The organism is Cupriavidus pauculus, assembly GCF_022179805.1.
Classification (GTDB): Bacteria; Pseudomonadota; Gammaproteobacteria; order Burkholderiales; family Burkholderiaceae; genus Cupriavidus; species Cupriavidus pauculus_E.
Genome location: NZ_BPUO01000005.1, coordinates 162,952 through 180,019, shown reverse-complemented (window position 1 = coordinate 180,019; position 17,068 = coordinate 162,952). Strand labels below are relative to the sequence as shown.

The window sequence follows — 17,068 nt, the reverse complement described above, 5'->3', positions numbered from 1 at the left end:
CGTGTCAATCACTGCCACGTTCTCCTCCGGCCGTACCGCCCCGCCGCCCCGCACGCCGGGCCGCCGCGCCGCGCCCGCGCAGGTGTCCCTGCTCTGGGAAAGTACCTCGCCAGCCATGCAGCGGCTGATCGGCCAGCTCAACCGCGTGGCCGCCACCGACGTCACCATGCTGGCAGTCGGTGAAAGCGGCAGCGGCAAGGAAGTGGTGGCGCGCGCCGTGCACGAGCGCAGCACGCGCCGGAGCGGGCCGTTCGTGGCCGTCAACTGCGGCGCCATCGCGCCCACGCTGATCGAATCCGAACTGTTTGGCCACGAAAAAGGCGGCTTCACCGGTGCGCTGGAGCAGAAGGCCGGCTACTTCGAGCAAGCACAGGGCGGCACGCTGTTCCTGGACGAAGTCACCGAAATGCCGCTGGAAATGCAGATCAAGCTGCTGCGCGTGCTGGAAAGCCGCTCGTTCCATCGCGTGGGCGGCGACTCGCCGCTGGTCAGCGATGTGCGCATCCTGGCCGCCACCAACCGCGACCCCATGGATGCGGTGCGCGGCGGGCAACTGCGTGAAGACCTGCTGTACCGGCTGGCCGTGTTCCCGCTGCATATTCCGCCGCTGCGCGAACGCACCGAGGACATCATTCCGCTGGCCCGGCATTTCCTGGACGAGTTCAACACGATGGAGCAGACCGAGAAGACGTTCTCTCCGGGCTCGCTCGAACGGCTGGTGCGCTACGACTGGCCGGGAAACGTGCGCGAACTGAAGAACTCGATCTACCGTGCCTACATCCTGGCCGACCGCCAGGTGGAGATCGGCAATCCGGGCCTGGCCAGCCAGCCGCCCCGCCCCACCACGGTCGATGGCGTGGTCAGCGTGCGCGTGGGCACCACGCTGGCTGACACGCAGCGCGAGATCATCCTGGCCACGCTGGCCAAGTTCGACGGCGACAAGCGCCAGGCCGCCAAGGCCCTGGGCATCAGCCTCAAGACGCTCTACAACCGACTCGACGTGTACCGGGCCGGCTGAAGCCCGGCCGCCGCGTGCTCCTTTCGCTTGCCCTCCCCTGCGCGCCGCCTGCGCGCGCATCACCCATTCGGGTCACTTAACACTCGCGCATCCCCCGTTCGGGTCTAGCCGCAAAGCATCCCGCATCACCCGTTCGGGTTTCACCGCAAAAAATTGCGCATAACCCGTTCGGGTCAACCGCAAAAGTGCGTTTGCCAGCGCCGCAGGGCATTACTACTTCAGGCACTTCGGGCACCGTGTATTTATTACATACCTGCCATTTTTGCCCGTCTGGCAGATATCTGTTCTATCCCTTGCTGCACCGCACTTTGTGCCGGACTCGGGCCCCCCCGGCACGCTCTGGCATGCCCTCTGCGTGTCCCCACAGAATTGACTGTACCCAAACGCGCGCCCGCCCCTGCTCCGGGCGCCCCACGGCCAAAGGACGTGAGACGTGCGCATTTGCCAAATCAATCTGAAAGAATCGCGGGCGCCGGACGACGACGCGCTGTTGCGCGCAGCCAAGCTCGGATTCGACCATATCCTGCTGGCCGGCTGGTCGGCACCCCACCCCAACCCCGACGCCCTGCATGCGGCGTTCGAAGCCTGCCACCGCCACGGTCTTGCGCCGTTGCTCGACCTGTCCCTGGACCGCTTTCCGCACGATGCGGCGGCCCTGCATGAAGGCTGGGTCGACCATGCGCGGCCCACGGGCAGCCCCGAAGCCACCGACAGCCACCTGCCCGGCGTCCGGTTGCGCTGGTTCGACGATGCCATCGCCGGCCAGCTGCTGGCCTGGTGGAGCGCCCAACTCGGCAATGCCGTGGACGCGGGCGCCCGGGGCTTCTGCTGCCGCGCGCCATCGCGTGTGGCGGGCCGGCACTGGGCGGAGCTGATCCATACCACGCGCCGCAACAGCGGCACCGCCAATCCGGTGTTCCTGGCGTGGACGCCGGGCATGACGCCGCAACAGCTCGATGACCTGGCGACAGCGCCGTTCGACGGCGCATTCTCGTCGCTGCCCTGGTGGGACTATCGCAGCGCCTGGCTGACCGAGGAAATCGCGCGCCTGCGCCGCTTTCCGCGCGTGTTGGCCGCGCCGGCGCTGGCACCCGACGGCGTCGACGTGCTGGCCGCCCGCCGCGCGTTGTGGACGGCTGCCGCGATTGGCGATGGCTGGCTGGTGCCGTCCGGTTTCGAGACCGGTGCGGGCGCCCATCCCGCGCGCGACACCGCGCCCGGCGCGCAGTCCGACGGCCACCCCGACAACGCCGGCCACATCGTCGACGCCCCCTACGACCTGACCCACGAGGTGATGCAGGCCAACCGATGGCTGGCCGAGCGCGATCCCGAGCCAGCGGTGGCAGTGCGCCAGGTCAGCGGCCCCGACGCGCCGCTGACCGTCCTGGCGCGCCTGCCGCGCCATCTGGCCAACGGCCCTGCCACGCCCGACAGCCAACCCGCCCCCAAGGCGCTGACTGTCGTACTCAATCCTTGCGCCGTGCAACCCGCCACGTTCGGCGTGGACCGCGTGCTCGGCGCGCTGCCGCAGCCGGCCGCCAAACTGACCCCGGTCGATGGCGGCCCGGGCGGCACGCTCGAAGACGGCACCGACCTGACCCCGTGCAGCACGATCACGCTGCCGCCCGCCGATATCCGCCTGTTCGAGGCGCTGCCGGCGCCCGTCGCCGCGCCGGCCAAACGCAATGGCACCGTGCGCCGCGCGGCCGACAAGGCGCTGGCACAGGCCATGGAAGCGCCGCGCGTGGCCATCGAGAACCTGGCGCCCACTGCCGACAACGGCCGCTTTGCCGTGCGCCGCACGGTGGGCGAGCGCGTGGAGGTCAGCGCCGATATCTGGATGGACGGGCACGACAAGCTGGCCGCCAACGTGCTGTGGCGCGCGCCGGGCCAGCAGAACTGGCAGAGCGCGCCGATGGTCCATATCGTCAACGACCGCTGGCGCGGCAGCTTCCCAATGGTGGCCATGGGCCGCCACGAATTCACGGTGGAGGCGTGGCGCGACAGCTTTGCAAGCTGGCTCGACGAGATCGGCAAGAAGCGCAAGGCCGGCGTCAACATCAAGCTAGAGATCGAGGAAGGCGCACGGCTGGTGGCCGAGACACTGGGCACCCGCGACGCCCAGGCCATTGCCGATGCCAGCGCGATCCTGGCCGATCTGTCCGCCGCGGCCGGCGACGATGCGCTGCGGCTGGAGATCCTGCTCTCGCCGCGCGCCGAAACCGCGATGCGCGCCGCCATGGCCACGCCGGCGGGCAGACCGTTCGCCAGCCGCTACCCGGTCACCATGCCCGTGGAAGCCGACCGCCTGGCCGGCCGTTTTGCGAGCTGGTACGAACTGTTCCCGCGCTCGGAAAGCGGCGACGTCAACCGCCACGGCACGTTCGACGACGTGATCCGGCGGCTGCCGGCCATCCGGGCGATGGGTTTCGACGTGCTGTACTTTCCGCCGATCCACCCGATCGGGCAGGCGCATCGCAAGGGCAAGAACAACAGCCTCAAGGCCGAGCCGGACGATGTGGGCAGCCCCTACGCCATCGGCGGCGCCGAAGGCGGCCACGATGCCATCCACCCCGAACTGGGCACGCTCGAAGACTTCCAGCGGCTACGCAAGGCGGCCGCGCAGAACGGGATGGAACTGGCGCTCGACTTCGCCATCCAGTGCTCGCCCGACCATCCCTGGCTGCGCGAGCATCCCGAATGGTTCTCGCACCGGCCCGACGGCACGCTGCGCTACGCCGAGAATCCGCCCAAGAAGTACGAGGACATCGTCAACGTCGACTTCTATGCCACGCCGCCCGGCGGCGAACAGCTCTGGCAGGCGCTGCGCGACGTGGTGATGTTCTGGGCCGACCAGGGCGTGCGCATCTTCCGCGTGGACAACCCGCATACCAAGCCGCTGCCGTTCTGGGAATGGATGATCGCGGACGTACGCGCCAAGTATCCGGACGCGCTGTTCCTGGCCGAAGCGTTCACGCGGCCCAAGATGATGGCGCGGCTGGCCAAGCTGGGCTTCGCGCAGTCGTACACGTACTTCACGTGGCGCAACACCAAGGCCGAGCTGATCGAGTACATGACCGAGCTGACGCAGAGCCCGCTGCGCGAGTTCTACCGGCCGCACTTCTTCGTCAACACGCCCGACATCAATCCGTTCTTCCTGCACGATGGCGGCCGCCCCGCGTTCCTGATCCGCGCGGCGCTGGCCGCGCTGCTGTCGGGCCTGTGGGGCATGTACAACGGCTTCGAGGTCTGCGAGAGCGCGCCGCTGGTGCTGAACGGCGTGGAGCGCGAGGAATATCTCGACTCCGAGAAATACGAACTGCGCGTGCGCGACTGGAAGGCGCCGGGCAACATCGTGGCCGAGATCTCGCGCTTGAACCAGATCCGCGCCAACCATCCGGCGCTGCAGAGCCACCTGGGCGTGCGCTTCTACCACGCCAGCGACGACGCTGTGCTGTACTTCGCGCGCTTCGTGCCCAGCGGGGCCGAGCAGGCGGGCGCGTTCGGCGACGACGTGCTGCTGGCCGCCATCAGCCTGGACCCGCGCCATGCGCGCGAGACCGAAATCGAACTGCCGCTGTGGGAATGGGGCCTGCCCGACCACGCCGCGCTGGATGCCGAAGACCAGATGTTCGGCACGCGCTTCACCTGGCATGGCAAGCGCCAGCGCATTCGCCTGAACCCGACCGAGCTACCGTTTTCGCTCTGGCACGTCAGGCCACAACAACAACCGGGAGACTCGGCATGAAGCCCCTCTCCGAACGCACCAACCTCGCCCTGCTCAACGCGGACCCGCTCTGGTACAAGGACGCGGTCATCTATCAGCTTCACATCAAGTCGTTCTTCGACGCCAACGGCGACGGTGTGGGCGACTTTGCCGGCCTGCACGCCAAGCTCGACTACCTGGTGAACCTGGGCGTCGACACGATCTGGCTGCTGCCGTTCTACCCGTCGCCGCGCCGCGACGACGGGTACGACATTGCCGACTACCGCAACGTGCACCCCGACTACGGCACGCTGGCCGAGGCCAAGCGCTTCGTGTCGGCCGCGCATGCCCGCGGCCTGCGCGTGATCACCGAACTGGTCATCAACCACACGTCAGACCAGCACCCGTGGTTCCAGCGCGCCCGCCGCGCCAAGCCGGGCTCGGCCGCGCGCAACTACTACGTGTGGTCCGACAACGACCAGAAGTACGCGGGCACGCGCATCATCTTCTGCGACACCGAGAAGTCGAACTGGAGCTGGGACGCCGAGGCCGGCGCCTATTTCTGGCACCGCTTCTATTCGCACCAGCCGGACCTGAACTTCGACAACCCGCAGGTGCTCAACGAAGTGCTGTCTGTCATGCGCTTCTGGCTGGACATCGGCATCGACGGGCTGCGCCTGGACGCCGTGCCATACTTGGTGGAACGCGAAGGCACCAGCAATGAGAACCTGCCCGAGACCCACGAGGTGATCCGCAAGATCCGCCGTCATCTGGACGAGCGCTATCCGGGCCGCATGCTGCTGGCCGAGGCCAATATGTGGCCAGAGGATGCCCAGCAGTACTTTGGCGGTGCCAGCGGCGGCGGCACGGCCGACACCACCGGCGCGGCCAGCCCCGACGGCGGCATCGAGGGCGACGAATGCCATATGTCGTTCCACTTCCCGCTGATGCCGCGCATGTACATGGCCATCGCGCGCGAAGACCGCTTTCCGATTACCGACATCATGCGGCAGACGCCGGAAGTGCCGCCCAACTGCCAGTGGGCGATCTTCCTGCGCAACCACGACGAACTGACGCTGGAAATGGTGACCAGCAGCGAGCGCGACTACCTGTGGGAGGTCTACGCGTCAGACCGCCGCGCGCGCATCAACCTGGGCATCCGCCGCCGGCTGGCACCGTTGATGGAACGCGACCGCCGCCGCATCGAGCTGATGAACAGCCTGCTGTTCTCGATGCCCGGCACGCCCGTGATCTATTACGGCGACGAGATCGGCATGGGCGACAACATCCACCTGGGCGACCGCGACGGCGTGCGTACGCCGATGCAGTGGTCGCCCGACCGCAACGGCGGCTTCTCGCACGCGGACCCCGAGCGGCTGGTGCTACCGCCGCTGCAGGGGCCGCTGTACGGCTACGAGGCGGTCAACGTCGAAGCGCAGACGCGCGATCCGCATTCGCAGCTCAACTGGATGCGCCGCATGCTGGCGCTGCGCCGCCAGCACCGCGCGTTTGGCCGCGGCACGCTGCGCTTCCTGTTTCCGGGCAACCGCAAGATCCTGGCGTACCTGCGCGAATACGATGGCGAGCACATCCTGTGCGTGGCCAACCTGTCGCGCGCGCCGCAGGCCGTGGAACTGGACCTGTCGCAATTCAATGGCCGCGTGCCCGTGGAAATGCTCGGCGCCACGCCCTTCCCGGCCATCGGCCAGCTTACCTACCTGCTGACGCTGCCGCCCTACGGCTTCTACTGGTTTGTGCTCAGCGAGGACGCGCAACCGCCCTCGTGGCACATCAACGCTCCGGAACAGATGGTGGATCAGGTCACGCTGGTATTGCAGAACGTCGGGGGCCGCTCCGAACTGACCGAATCGGCGCGCCGCACGCTGACGACCGAGGTGCTGCCCAACTACCTGGCGCGGCGCCGCTGGTTTGCCTCGAAGGGCGAGCGCATCGAACGCGCCTCGGTGGCCTACGCGTGGCCGGTGGCCCGCGTGGGCAACAGCGAGGAAGTCTGGCATTGCGAAGTGGAAGTAACGCTGCCCGGCCGCACCGAGTGCTACCAGCTGCCGGTGGCACTGCTGTGGGACCGCGAAAGCCCCGACGGCATGTCGCAACTGATGACGGGCCTGTCGATGGCGCGCATCCGGCGCGGCCCGCGCGTGGGCGTGGCCACCGACGGCTTCGTGGTCGAGTCCTATGCCCGGGCCGTGGTGCAGTCGCTGCGCGATGGTGTCAGCGCCGAGACCACGCACGGCACCATCCGCTACCTGGCCGAACCGGGCCTGGCCGATGCGCGGCTGGAGGAAGAACCCGTACAGTGGATGTCGGCCGAGCAGTCGAACAGCTCACTCGCCTATGGCAATACGGGCGTGCTCAAGCTCGTGCGGCGCGTGGCCGGCGGCGTGCATCCCGAGGCCGAGATGACGCGCTATCTGACCAGCCACGGCTACACGCATTCCGCCGCGCTGCTGGGCGAGGTGGTGCGCACCGGCGCCGACGGAACGCCGCATACGCTGATGCTGCTGCAGGGCTACATCCTCAACCAGGGCGATGGCTGGGACTGGACGCTCGACTACCTGGGCCGATCCATCGACGACGCGCTGCCCGCCACCGAGAGCGAGGATGAATTCGCCGAGGCCATGGCCGGTTACGCGACCATGGTCGGCACACTGGGCCGGCGGCTGGCAGAACTGCACGCGGTGCTGGCGCGCGCCACCGACGAGGACGCCTTTGCCCCGGTCGTGGCCGCCGAGGCGCAGGCCACCGAATGGGCAGACGAAGCGCTGAAATCGCTGGAGGAAGCGCTCGACCTGCTGGCCGCGCGCCGCACCAACGCCACCGGTGGCCTCGCTCAGGACATCGACACACTGCTGGCCGCACGCAGCAAGCTGCCGCATCTGGTTGCACGGCTGGCTACCGCCGCGCCGGGCAGCCTGCAGACGCGCATCCATGGCGACTTCCACCTGGGCCAGGTGCTGATTGCCCAGAACGACACCTACCTGGTGGACTTCGAGGGCGAGCCGCGCCAGCCGCTGGCGTTCCGGCGCCGCAAGACCTCGCCGCTGCGCGACGTGGCCGGCCTGCTGCGTTCCATCGACTATGCCGCCGCCACGGTGGGCACCGACCGCCAGGAACGCACGCACGCGGCGTTGCCGCCGGCGCAGGCCGAACGCCGCGCCGCGTTGCTGGACCGCTTTCGCACCACGGCTGGCGACGCATTCCTGAACTGCTACCAGCAGTCGATGGCGTCGGCGCCGCACGCGTGGGTCACACGCGAACAGTTGCAGCCGCTGCTCGACCTGTTCCTGCTGGAGCGCGCCGCCTACGAGGTGGGCTACGAAGCGGCCAACCGCGTGGCGTGGATCGACCTGCCGGCGAGCGGGCTGGCGCGCCTGGTGCGCAAACTCCTGGGAGACGACGATGGCCAGAGATGATGCCGTCACGCTCGCCCCGCCTGCGCCGACCTTGCCAGGCCCGGTCATCGACGCCCTGCGCGAAGCGCGCCTGGCCGATCCGTTCGGCGTACTGGGTCCGCAGCGCGACGAACATGGCGCCGTGGTCCGCACCATCGTGCCCGGCGCGGCGGCCGTACAACTGACCCGCGCCGACGGCGAATTCCTGGCCGACATGGTGCCACTGCACGCCGATGGCGTGTTTGCCGGCCGCCTGCCGGACTTTGACGACCGCCAGCCGGCCGCGCCCGACTACCGCCTGCGCATCCGCTGGCCCGACGGCAGCGAGCAGATCGGCGCTGACCCCTATGCATTCGGCCTGCTGCTGGGAGACCTGGACCTGCACCTGTTCAACGAGGGGCGCCACCTGGAACTGGGCAAGTGCCTGGGCGCGCAATGCCTGACCATCGACGGCGAGCCCGGCGTGCGCTTTGCCGTGTGGGCGCCCAACGCGCGCCGCGTGTCCGTGATCGGCGACTTCAACGGCTGGAACCCGGCGCGCCATCCGATGCGCCTGCGTCACGGCGCCGGGGTCTGGGAGCTGTTCATCCCGCAAGGCATGGGCGCCGCCCCCGGCAGCCGCTACAAGTACGACATGACCGGGCCGCATGGCGAGGCCCTGCCGGACAAGGCCGACCCCGTGGCGCAGGCCACGGAACTGCCACCGGCCACGGCGTCAGTGGTGGCGTGCGCCGGCCATGCCGCGCCGCCGTACCACTGGAACGATGCCGCGTGGATGGCGCAGCGCGCCAGCACCGACCCGTACGCCGCGCCGATGTCGGTCTACGAACTGCATGTGCTGTCGTGGCAGCGCGCCGCCAACGACAGCGGCCGGGGCTGGGACATCCTGGCCGAGCGGCTGGTGCCCTACGTGCGCGACCTCGGTTTCACGCATATCGAGCTGCTGCCCATCACCGAGCACCCGTTCGGTGGGTCCTGGGGCTACCAGCCGCTGTCGATGTTCGCGCCCACCGCGCGCCTGGGCTCGCCCGAGCGCTTCGCGGCGTTTGTCGACCGCTGCCACCAGGCCGGCATCGGCGTGATCCTGGACTGGGTGCCCGCGCATTTTCCGACCGATCCGCACGGGCTGGCGCTGTTCGACGGCACTCCGCTCTACGAGCACGCGGACCCGCGCGAGGGCTATCACCAGGACTGGAACACGCTGATCTACAACCTGGGCCGCAACGAGGTGCGCGGCTTCCTGCTGGCCAACGCCGTGCACTGGCTCGAACACTTCCACGCTGACGCGCTGCGCGTGGATGCGGTGGCGTCGATGCTGTACCGCGACTACAGCCGCGAGGCGGGCCAGTGGGTGCCCAACCGCTTTGGCGGGCGCGAGAACCTGGAGTCCGTAGCGTTCCTGCGCGAGATGAACACGGTGGTGCACGAGCGCTGCCCCGGCGCGCTGACCATCGCCGAGGAATCCACCGCGTGGCCGGGCGTGACCGCCAGCGTGGCATCGGGCGGCCTGGGCTTCGACTTCAAGTGGAACATGGGCTGGATGCACGACACGCTGCGCTACCTGGGTCACTCGCCCATACACCGCCCTTGGCACCACGGCGACATGACGTTCGGCATGGTGTACGCGTGGTCCGAAGCGTTCGTGCTGCCGCTGTCGCACGACGAGGTGGTGCACGGCAAGGGGTCGATGATCGGCAAGGCGCCCGGCGACGACTGGCAGCGCTTTGCCAACCTGCGCGCCTACTACGGCTTCATGTGGTCGCATCCGGGCAAGAAACTGCTGTTCATGGGCGGCGAGTTCGCGCAGTGGCGCGAATGGAACCACGACGACGAGCTGGACTGGGCGCTGCTGGACCAGGCGCCCCATCGCGGCGTGCATTCGCTGGTGCGCGACCTGAACCGCCTGTACCGCGACCTGCCGGCACTGCATGCGATGGACCATCGCCCCGAGGGCTTCCAGTGGATCGTCGGCGACGACCACCAGAACAGCGTGTTTGCCTACCTGCGCCGCGCCGCGCCCGACAGCGACGGCGTGGTGCTGGCCGTGGTCAACATGACACCGGTGCCGCGCGAAGGCTACCGGCTTGGCGTGCCGTTCGCGGGCACCTGGGAGGAATGCCTGAATACCGATGCCGCGATCTATGGCGGCAGCAACGTCGGCAACAGCGGGCGCGTGCAGGCGGACGACACCCCGTCGCACGGCCAGCCGGCGTCGTTCTCGCTCACGTTGCCGCCGCTGGCCACGCTGCTGTTGCGATATGTACCGGAGACCCGTGCATAACTGGCGCGCCGCCACACACATCGAAAAATAAAGAGGAGCCTCACGCATGGCGAGCCTTACCGTTGACCGGCTGCTACCGGGCAAGCCCTACCCGCTGGGTGCACAGTGGGATGGGCTGGGCGTCAATTTCGCGGTGTTCTCGGCCAACGCCAGCCGCATCGACCTGTGCCTGTTTTCCGCGAACGGGCGCAAGGAGGTGCAGCGGCTGGCGCTGCCCGAGTGCACCGACGAGATCTGGCATGGCTACCTGCCCCATGCCCAGCCCGGCCTGCAATACGGCCTGCGTGCGTTCGGGCCGTACGAGCCCGCGCGCGGGCATCGCTTCAATCCGCACAAGCTGCTGCTCGACCCGTACGCCCGTGCACTGAGCGGGCCGGTGCGCTGGTCCGATGCGCTGTTCGGCTACCGGCTCAACAGCCCGCGCGCCGACCTGACGCCAGACCGCCGCGACAGCGCCCCCACCATGCCCAAGGCCGTGGTGATCGACGAGAGCTTCAACTGGGGCGACGACCGTCCGCCGGCGGTGCCGTGGGCGACCACGTCGGTCTACGAGGTGCATGTGCGCGGCGTGTCGATGCTGCGCGAGGACCTGCTGCCCCAGTATCGCGGCACGTTCGCCGCGCTGGCCGATCCGCGCTTCATCGAGCACCTGTTGAGCCTGGGCGTCACGTCGATCGAACTGCTGCCCGTGCACGCGTTCCTGCAAGACCGCTTCCTGATCGAGCGCGGCCTGCGCAACTACTGGGGCTACAACACGCTGGCGTTCTTCGCGCCCGAGCCGCTGTACCTGTCGGGCCGCCAGCAGCACGAAGTCAAGATCGCCATCCGGCGGCTGCACGCAGCCGGCATCGAGGTGATCCTGGACGTGGTCTACAACCACACATGCGAAGGCAATGAACTGGGGCCCACGATGTCGTGGCGCGGCCTGGACAACGCCAGCTACTACCGGCTGATGCCGGGCGACGAGCGCCACTACATCAACGACACGGGCTGCGGCAACACGCTGAACCTGTCGCACCCGCGCGTGCTGCAGATGGTGATGGATTCGCTGCGCTACTGGGTGGAGGCATTCCACGTGGACGGCTTCCGCTTTGACCTGTGCAGCACGCTGGGCCGCGAAAGCAACGGCTTCGACCCCGGCTCGGGCTTCTTCGACGCGATCCTGCAAGACCCGGTGCTGCAGCGCGTGAAGCTGATCTCCGAGCCGTGGGACCTAGGCCCCGGCGGCTATCAGGTGGGCAACCATCCGCCCGGCTTTGCCGAATGGAACGACAAGTTCCGCGACAACATCCGGCGCTTCTGGCGCGGCGACGCGGGCCAGCGCGGTGAACTGGCCGCGCGCCTGACCGGGTCGGCGGACCTGTTCGACCGCCGCCACCGCAAGCCGTGGGCCAGCGTCAACTTCCTCACCGCGCACGACGGCTTCACGCTGGCCGACGTGGTCAGCTACGCGCACAAGCACAACGAAGCCAACCACGAGGAAAACCGCGACGGCAACGACGACAACGCCAGCGCCAACTGGAGCCCCGACGGCAGCGTGGAAGGCCCGACCGATGACGAGGCCGTGCTGGAAACACGCGGCCGCGTGGCGCGGGCGATGATGGCCACGCTGCTGCTGTCGCAGGGCACGCCGATGATCACGGCCGGCGACGAATGGAGCCGCAGCCAGCAAGGCAACAACAACGCCTACTGCCAGGACAACGAACTGTCGTGGCTGAACTGGGACGATGCCGCGTTGCCGTCGAATGCACCGATGCGCCGCGTGGTGAGCCGCCTGCTGACGCTGCGCCGCGAACTGCCGGTGCTGACCGAGAACCGCTTTGTCCACGGCCGCTCGCAGCCTGCGCCAGGACTGGCCGACATTGCCTGGTTCGGCCCCGATGGCAACGAGCTGACCAGCGAGCAGTGGGCCAATCCCGAGGACCGCACGCTGGCGCTGCGCCGCGCCATGCATAGCCCCGACGACGAGGTGGAGGTCATCGTGCTGTGCCTGAACGCGAGCCACGAGGACGTGGTGTTCCGCATGCCGGCACCGGGCGAGGACTGGCATCTGCTGTTCGACAGCACCGCGCCCGACCTGGAGGACGAGCCCGTCTCGCTCGACGACGAGGGCCGCCCGGCCTACAAGGTGCCGGCACGCGGCCTGGCGCTGCTGGTGGCTGCCGTACCCAAGGACGAGGACCCCTCGCGATGAGCACGAACGACCCGCTCCGGCTGCTGGCCGAACGCGCCGGGCTGCAGGTGAGCTGGCGCGACGCCTGGAACCAGCCGCAGACGCTGTCGGGCGACGCGCTGCACACGGTGCTGACCGCACTGGACCTGCCCTGTGGCACGGTGGGCGAGTGCGAGGCGTCGCGTGCCAGCCTGGCCGCCGACGATGCCGCGCACGCGTTGCCGCCGCTGATCACGGCCGACCAGGGCAAGCCCGTCAGCATGCCAGCGGACGACACGGCGGCGCAGCGTCCCTATCGGCTGGAAATGGAAGACGGCACCATCGTCGATGGCATCGCGCACCGTTCCGGCCCCGGCACCATGGAACTTGCGCCAATCGCGCAATGGGGCTACCACCACCTGACGTTCGGCGATCTGCAGACCACCGTGGCCGTGGCACCGCCGCGCTGCTTCGGCGTGGCCGATGCGCTCGCCGCGTCGCCACGCACGGTGCTGGCACGTAAGCCGTGGGGGCTGTCGGCGCAACTGTATGGCCTGCGCCGGGGCGCCGACGTTGGCCTGGGCGACCTCACCACGCTGGCGCTCGGCGCCGAAGCGGCCGCACGGGCCGGGGCCGACGCCATCGCGATCAACCCGCTGCATGCCGGTTTCTCGGCGCTGCCGCAGCGCTACAGCCCCTACTCGCCGTCGAGCCGCATCTTCTTCAATCCGCTCTACGCGGACCCGGCGCACGTATTCGGCCAGGCGGCCGTGGACCAGGGCGTGACGGCGCTGGGCATCGGCGGCGCACTGGCCGAAGCCGAATGCCGCACCGAGATCGACTGGCCAGTCATTGCCGCGCTGCGCCTCAATTTGCTGCACTGGTTATGGCAACACCACGACACACTGCTGCCCGCCGCGCAAAAGCAGGCGTTCGCGGCGTTCCGCGCGCGTGGCGGCACGGCGCTGCTGGCCCACGCGACCTTCGAGGCCATCCAGGCGGAGCGGATCGCGTCCGGCAATCACGAGGACGCGGCCGACTGGCGCCGATGGCCCGCCGCGCTGCGCAGTCTGGGCGCCGCCGCAGTCACGGCCAAGGCCATCACCGACCCGGACGCCGTCGGCTATCACGCGTTCCTGCAATGGCTGGCCGCCGATGGGCTGGACGACGCGCAGCGCCGGGCCCGTGCGGCGGGCATGGCGATTGGCGTGATCGCCGACCTGGCCGTAGGCACCGATCCCGGCGGCAGCCATGCGTGGACGCGCCAGGCCGAGATCCTGAACGGCTTTCACGCCGGGGCGCCGCCGGACCTCTACAACCCGCTGGGGCAGGACTGGGGCGTAGCCGTGTTCTCGCCGCGCGGGCTGCGCCGCAACGGCTATGCCGCGTTTATCGAGATGCTGCGCGCCAACCTGGCCCATGCCGGCGGCCTGCGCATCGACCACGTACTGGGCCTGGCCCGCATGTGGCTGGTGCCGGAAGGCGCGCCGGCCAGCGCCGGGGCCTATCTGGCCTATCCGCTCGACGACCTGCTGCGGCTGGTGGCCATCGAATCGTGGCGGCACCGCGCGATCATCATCGGCGAAAACCTTGGCACCGTGCCGGAAACCCTGGACGCGGCGCTGGAGGCGCGCGGCGTGCTGGGCATCGACGTGCTCTGGTTCGTGCGCGAGCCCGAGTCGGAGTCTGGTGCCGCCGATGAGGAACCGCCCGTGGCCGGCGACGCGCCCACCGCCGCCGAACCGGTCAGCGCGCCGTTCCTGCCCCCCGAGCAGTGGCCACCGCTGGCCGTGGCCACCACCACCACGCATGACTTGCCGACCATTGCCGGCTGGTGGTCGGGCAACGACATCGCCTGGCGTGCCCGGCTGGGCCAGCTCGGGCCAGACGAAACCGAAGCGGGGCTGATGGCGATGCGCGGCGTCGAACGCGGCGCGCTGTGGCAGGCCATGTGCGACGGCGGCGTGGCGCACGGCGCCGAGCCGCCCGTGGACGACGCTCCGGTCGAGACCGTGCTGCGGTGGCTGCATCGCGCCGCCACGCCGTTGCGGCTGGTGCCGGTGGAAGACCTGCTCGCGCTACGCGAACAGCCCAACCTGCCCGGCACGGTATCCGGGCACCCGAACTGGCAACGGCGGCTCGATGCCGACGTACGCGACGTGTTCGACCGTCCCGAGGTGGCGCGGCGCGTGGCGGCGACGAGTGAAGGAGACGACGGTGCGTAGCGCGTCAGTCCTGCGCCACGTCCGCCAGCGCCTTGCACAGCGCCTCGACGGTCAACGGCTTCACAAGGTGGGCATCGAAGCCGGCCGCCTCGGTGCGCCGGCGGTCCTCGGGCGAACTGCGGCCGGTCAGCGCAAAGATGCGCATGCTATTGCCGGTGCCGGCCGCATTGCCATGGCTCGCCTCGCGCAGCGCATGCAGTACCTCGTAGCCGCTCATGTCGGGCATTTCCAGGTCAAGCAGCACCACGTCGGGCGCGAAGCTGCGCACCGCCTCCACGGCCAGCAGCCCCGTGTAGACCGGCCGCGCCTGATGGCCCAGCACGGTCAGCAGTTCGGCCATGCTGTCAGCGGAGTCCGCACTGTCGTCGACGATCAGGATGCGCTGGCCTACGCTCTGGGCCGCGCCGGGACGCGGCACGCTGGCGCCGTCCATCTGCACTTCGGGCAGCGTGATCGAGAACGTGCTGCCGTGGCCTTCGCCCGCGCTGATGGCCTGGATGGCACCGCCGTGCGCCTCGATCACGGCCCGCGCCAGCGCCAGCCCGATGCCGAGCCCCGAGCGCGCGGTCTCGTCGCCTTCCTGCGCGAACAGGTTGAAGATGCGGTCCAGCGCCTCCGGCGCGATGCCGCGCCCGGTATCGCAGATCGCGGTGGTGATATTGCCGCCCTCGGCGCGCACGCGCACCGTCACCGTGCCGCCGCGCGGCGTGTACTTGGTGGCGTTGCTGAGCAGGTTCGACAGCACCTGTTCCAGCCGTGCCGCGTCGCCGTTGACGAACACCGGCTCGTCCGGCAGCGTGACCGCGAACGTCTGCGCCGCATTGTCCAGCGCGGGACGTATTGCCTCGATCGCCGTGCTCACCACCTCGTTGTAGAGGATCGGCACAGGCTGCACCTTGAGCTTGCCGGCCGTGACACGGCCCACGTCCATCAGGTCGGCCACCAGCCGCGTCAGCAGTTGCAACTGCCGGCCGATGATCTCGGCACAATGCTGGATGCGCGGATCGTTGATGGGCGTGAGCCGGATCACGTCCACGGCGTTGCGGATTGGGGCCAGCGGATTGCGCAGTTCGTGCGCCAGGATGGCCAGGAATGCATTCACGCGGCGCCCGGCGTTCTCCAGGTCGGCCAGCCGCGCGACGTCCGTGATATCCCGCGCGGTCCACAGCACGCCCGACACGCTTTCGCCGCCATCGCGCAGCAGTTCCTGCCGCACGTGGCACCGCACCAGCGAGCCGTCCTGCCGCTGCAGCCGCTGCTCGCCGGACCACGCGCCGCTGGCGCGCACGGCCTCCAGCACGTCGTCCGCACCGTCGTGGCCGCCCGGCTGCGTGGCGGGGTCAGGCTGGGGCACGAGCAAGGACACCGGCTGCCCCACCGCTTCCTGCGCCGTGTAGCCGAACAGCGCCTGCGCCCCGCGATTCCAGCCGCGGATCTGGCCCTCGGCGGTGAGTTCGCAGATGGCGCAGTCGTCGACCAGGTCCAGAAGCTGTTGCCAGCGCTGCGCCACCTGATCGGCATGCTCCTCGGCCGCGAGCTGGATCGTGATGTCCCGCAGCACCACCGCGAAGCCGGCATCGCCGGGCACCGTGGTCACCACGGCGCTGGCGTAGAACACGCTGCCGTCGCGGCGCTTGCGCCAACCCTTTTCCTCGGCGCGGCCCTGGGCGCGCGCCGTCGCCAGCAGGCGCTCGGCATCGCGCCGCGCGATGGCGCCGTCGGGGCTGTCGGGGTGAAAACGCGACAGATGCCAGCCGGCGACCTCCTCCTCGGTATAGAGCAGGACGCGCTGGGCGGCATCGGTCCACATCGTCACATTCCCGTCGGAGGCGAGCGCGAAGATCGCGGTGTCGTCCACCGCGTCCAGCAGCGCCCGCGCGAGCAGGTCATGCCCGGCTGTCTGAGATCGCATGTCAGCGTTTGCAAAAACTACAAGGTCGTGCCGAAAGCGCTAGCAGTGTTCACGCGACGCCGCGTACCGGCCCGAGGGCGGCGGCGGGTGCTTGTCCGGCAGGTTGCGGGCGGGCTGATCCCCTTTTTCCTTGTTGTGATCAGGGCTCTGGTCGGGCCGACGGTCCGGCCGGCGCACCGGGTCATGCGGGATATGGGTAGCCATGGCGCGTCTCGCAGTGTGTCGCAGGGATGGGAAGACCTTCCCTGTCGCAGGTTTCATACCAGCGTTGGCATTCGATGCTTCCGGCAATGCCACGCATTTATTTATAGCCTGATAGCAGTTCTGCAGATCCGTCGTCCCTTTGTATTGCCATTCGCAG

8 protein-coding genes are annotated in these 17,068 nt (G+C 69.1%); 6 read left to right on the top strand and 2 right to left on the bottom strand.

The window, feature by feature from the left end:
* Position 1 precedes the first annotated feature (1 nt).
* From MFF62_RS11840 to malQ, 6 genes are all read left to right on the top strand, one after another.
* A complete protein-coding gene (locus MFF62_RS11840) occupies positions 2–1,018 on the top strand; it encodes a sigma-54 interaction domain-containing protein (RefSeq protein ID WP_404990734.1) in 1,017 nt (338 codons plus the stop codon).
* Between the two features lie 433 nt (positions 1,019–1,451).
* Entirely contained in the window at positions 1,452–4,766 is a 3,315-nt protein-coding gene (locus tag MFF62_RS11835; RefSeq protein WP_238263310.1) for an alpha-1,4-glucan--maltose-1-phosphate maltosyltransferase, read from the top strand.
* A complete protein-coding gene (gene treS / locus MFF62_RS11830) occupies positions 4,763–8,158 on the top strand; it encodes a maltose alpha-D-glucosyltransferase (RefSeq protein ID WP_238263309.1) in 3,396 nt (1,131 codons plus the stop codon). Before MFF62_RS11835 ends, treS begins: the two co-directional genes overlap by 4 nt.
* Positions 8,145–10,418 (top strand): 1,4-alpha-glucan branching protein GlgB, encoded by a 2,274-nt coding sequence (gene glgB, locus MFF62_RS11825; protein ID WP_238263308.1) that lies wholly within the window; start codon positions 8,145–8,147, stop codon positions 10,416–10,418. The genes treS and glgB overlap by 14 nt, the downstream gene beginning before the upstream one ends.
* 46 nt (positions 10,419–10,464) lie before the next feature.
* On the top strand, positions 10,465–12,612 hold the full coding sequence (gene glgX, locus MFF62_RS11820) for a glycogen debranching protein GlgX (protein ID WP_238263307.1): 2,148 nt from the start codon (positions 10,465–10,467) through the stop codon (positions 12,610–12,612).
* Positions 12,609–14,795: a 4-alpha-glucanotransferase gene (gene malQ / locus MFF62_RS11815; protein ID WP_238263306.1), complete on the top strand. Its 2,187-nt coding sequence runs from the start codon at positions 12,609–12,611 to the stop codon at positions 14,793–14,795. The genes glgX and malQ overlap by 4 nt, the downstream gene beginning before the upstream one ends.
* Positions 14,796–14,799: 4 nt before the next feature.
* On the opposite strand, the gene MFF62_RS11810 is transcribed toward malQ, so the two are convergent.
* Both MFF62_RS11810 and MFF62_RS11805 read right to left on the bottom strand, forming a co-directional pair.
* On the bottom strand, positions 14,800–16,707 hold the full coding sequence (locus tag MFF62_RS11810) for a hybrid sensor histidine kinase/response regulator (RefSeq protein ID WP_238263305.1): 1,908 nt from the start codon (positions 16,705–16,707) through the stop codon (positions 14,800–14,802).
* A gap of 39 nt (positions 16,708–16,746) precedes the next feature.
* Entirely contained in the window at positions 16,747–16,911 is a 165-nt protein-coding gene (locus tag MFF62_RS11805; RefSeq protein ID WP_238263304.1) for a hypothetical protein, read from the bottom strand.
* Between the last annotated feature and the right edge of the window lie 157 nt (positions 16,912–17,068).

Excerpts from the sequence above, each read along its gene's own strand:
- MFF62_RS11810 (WP_238263305.1), bottom strand. The coding sequence starts at position 16,707 with ATGCGATCTCAGACAGCCGGGCATGACCTGCTCGCGCGGGCGCTGCTG.
- glgX (WP_238263307.1), top strand. The coding sequence starts at position 10,465 with ATGGCGAGCCTTACCGTTGACCGGCTGCTACCGGGCAAGCCCTACCCG.
- MFF62_RS11805 (WP_238263304.1), bottom strand. The coding sequence starts at position 16,911 with ATGGCTACCCATATCCCGCATGACCCGGTGCGCCGGCCGGACCGTCGG.
- glgB (WP_238263308.1), top strand. The coding sequence starts at position 8,145 with ATGGCCAGAGATGATGCCGTCACGCTCGCCCCGCCTGCGCCGACCTTG.
- malQ (WP_238263306.1), top strand. The coding sequence starts at position 12,609 with ATGAGCACGAACGACCCGCTCCGGCTGCTGGCCGAACGCGCCGGGCTG.
- treS (WP_238263309.1), top strand. The coding sequence starts at position 4,763 with ATGAAGCCCCTCTCCGAACGCACCAACCTCGCCCTGCTCAACGCGGAC.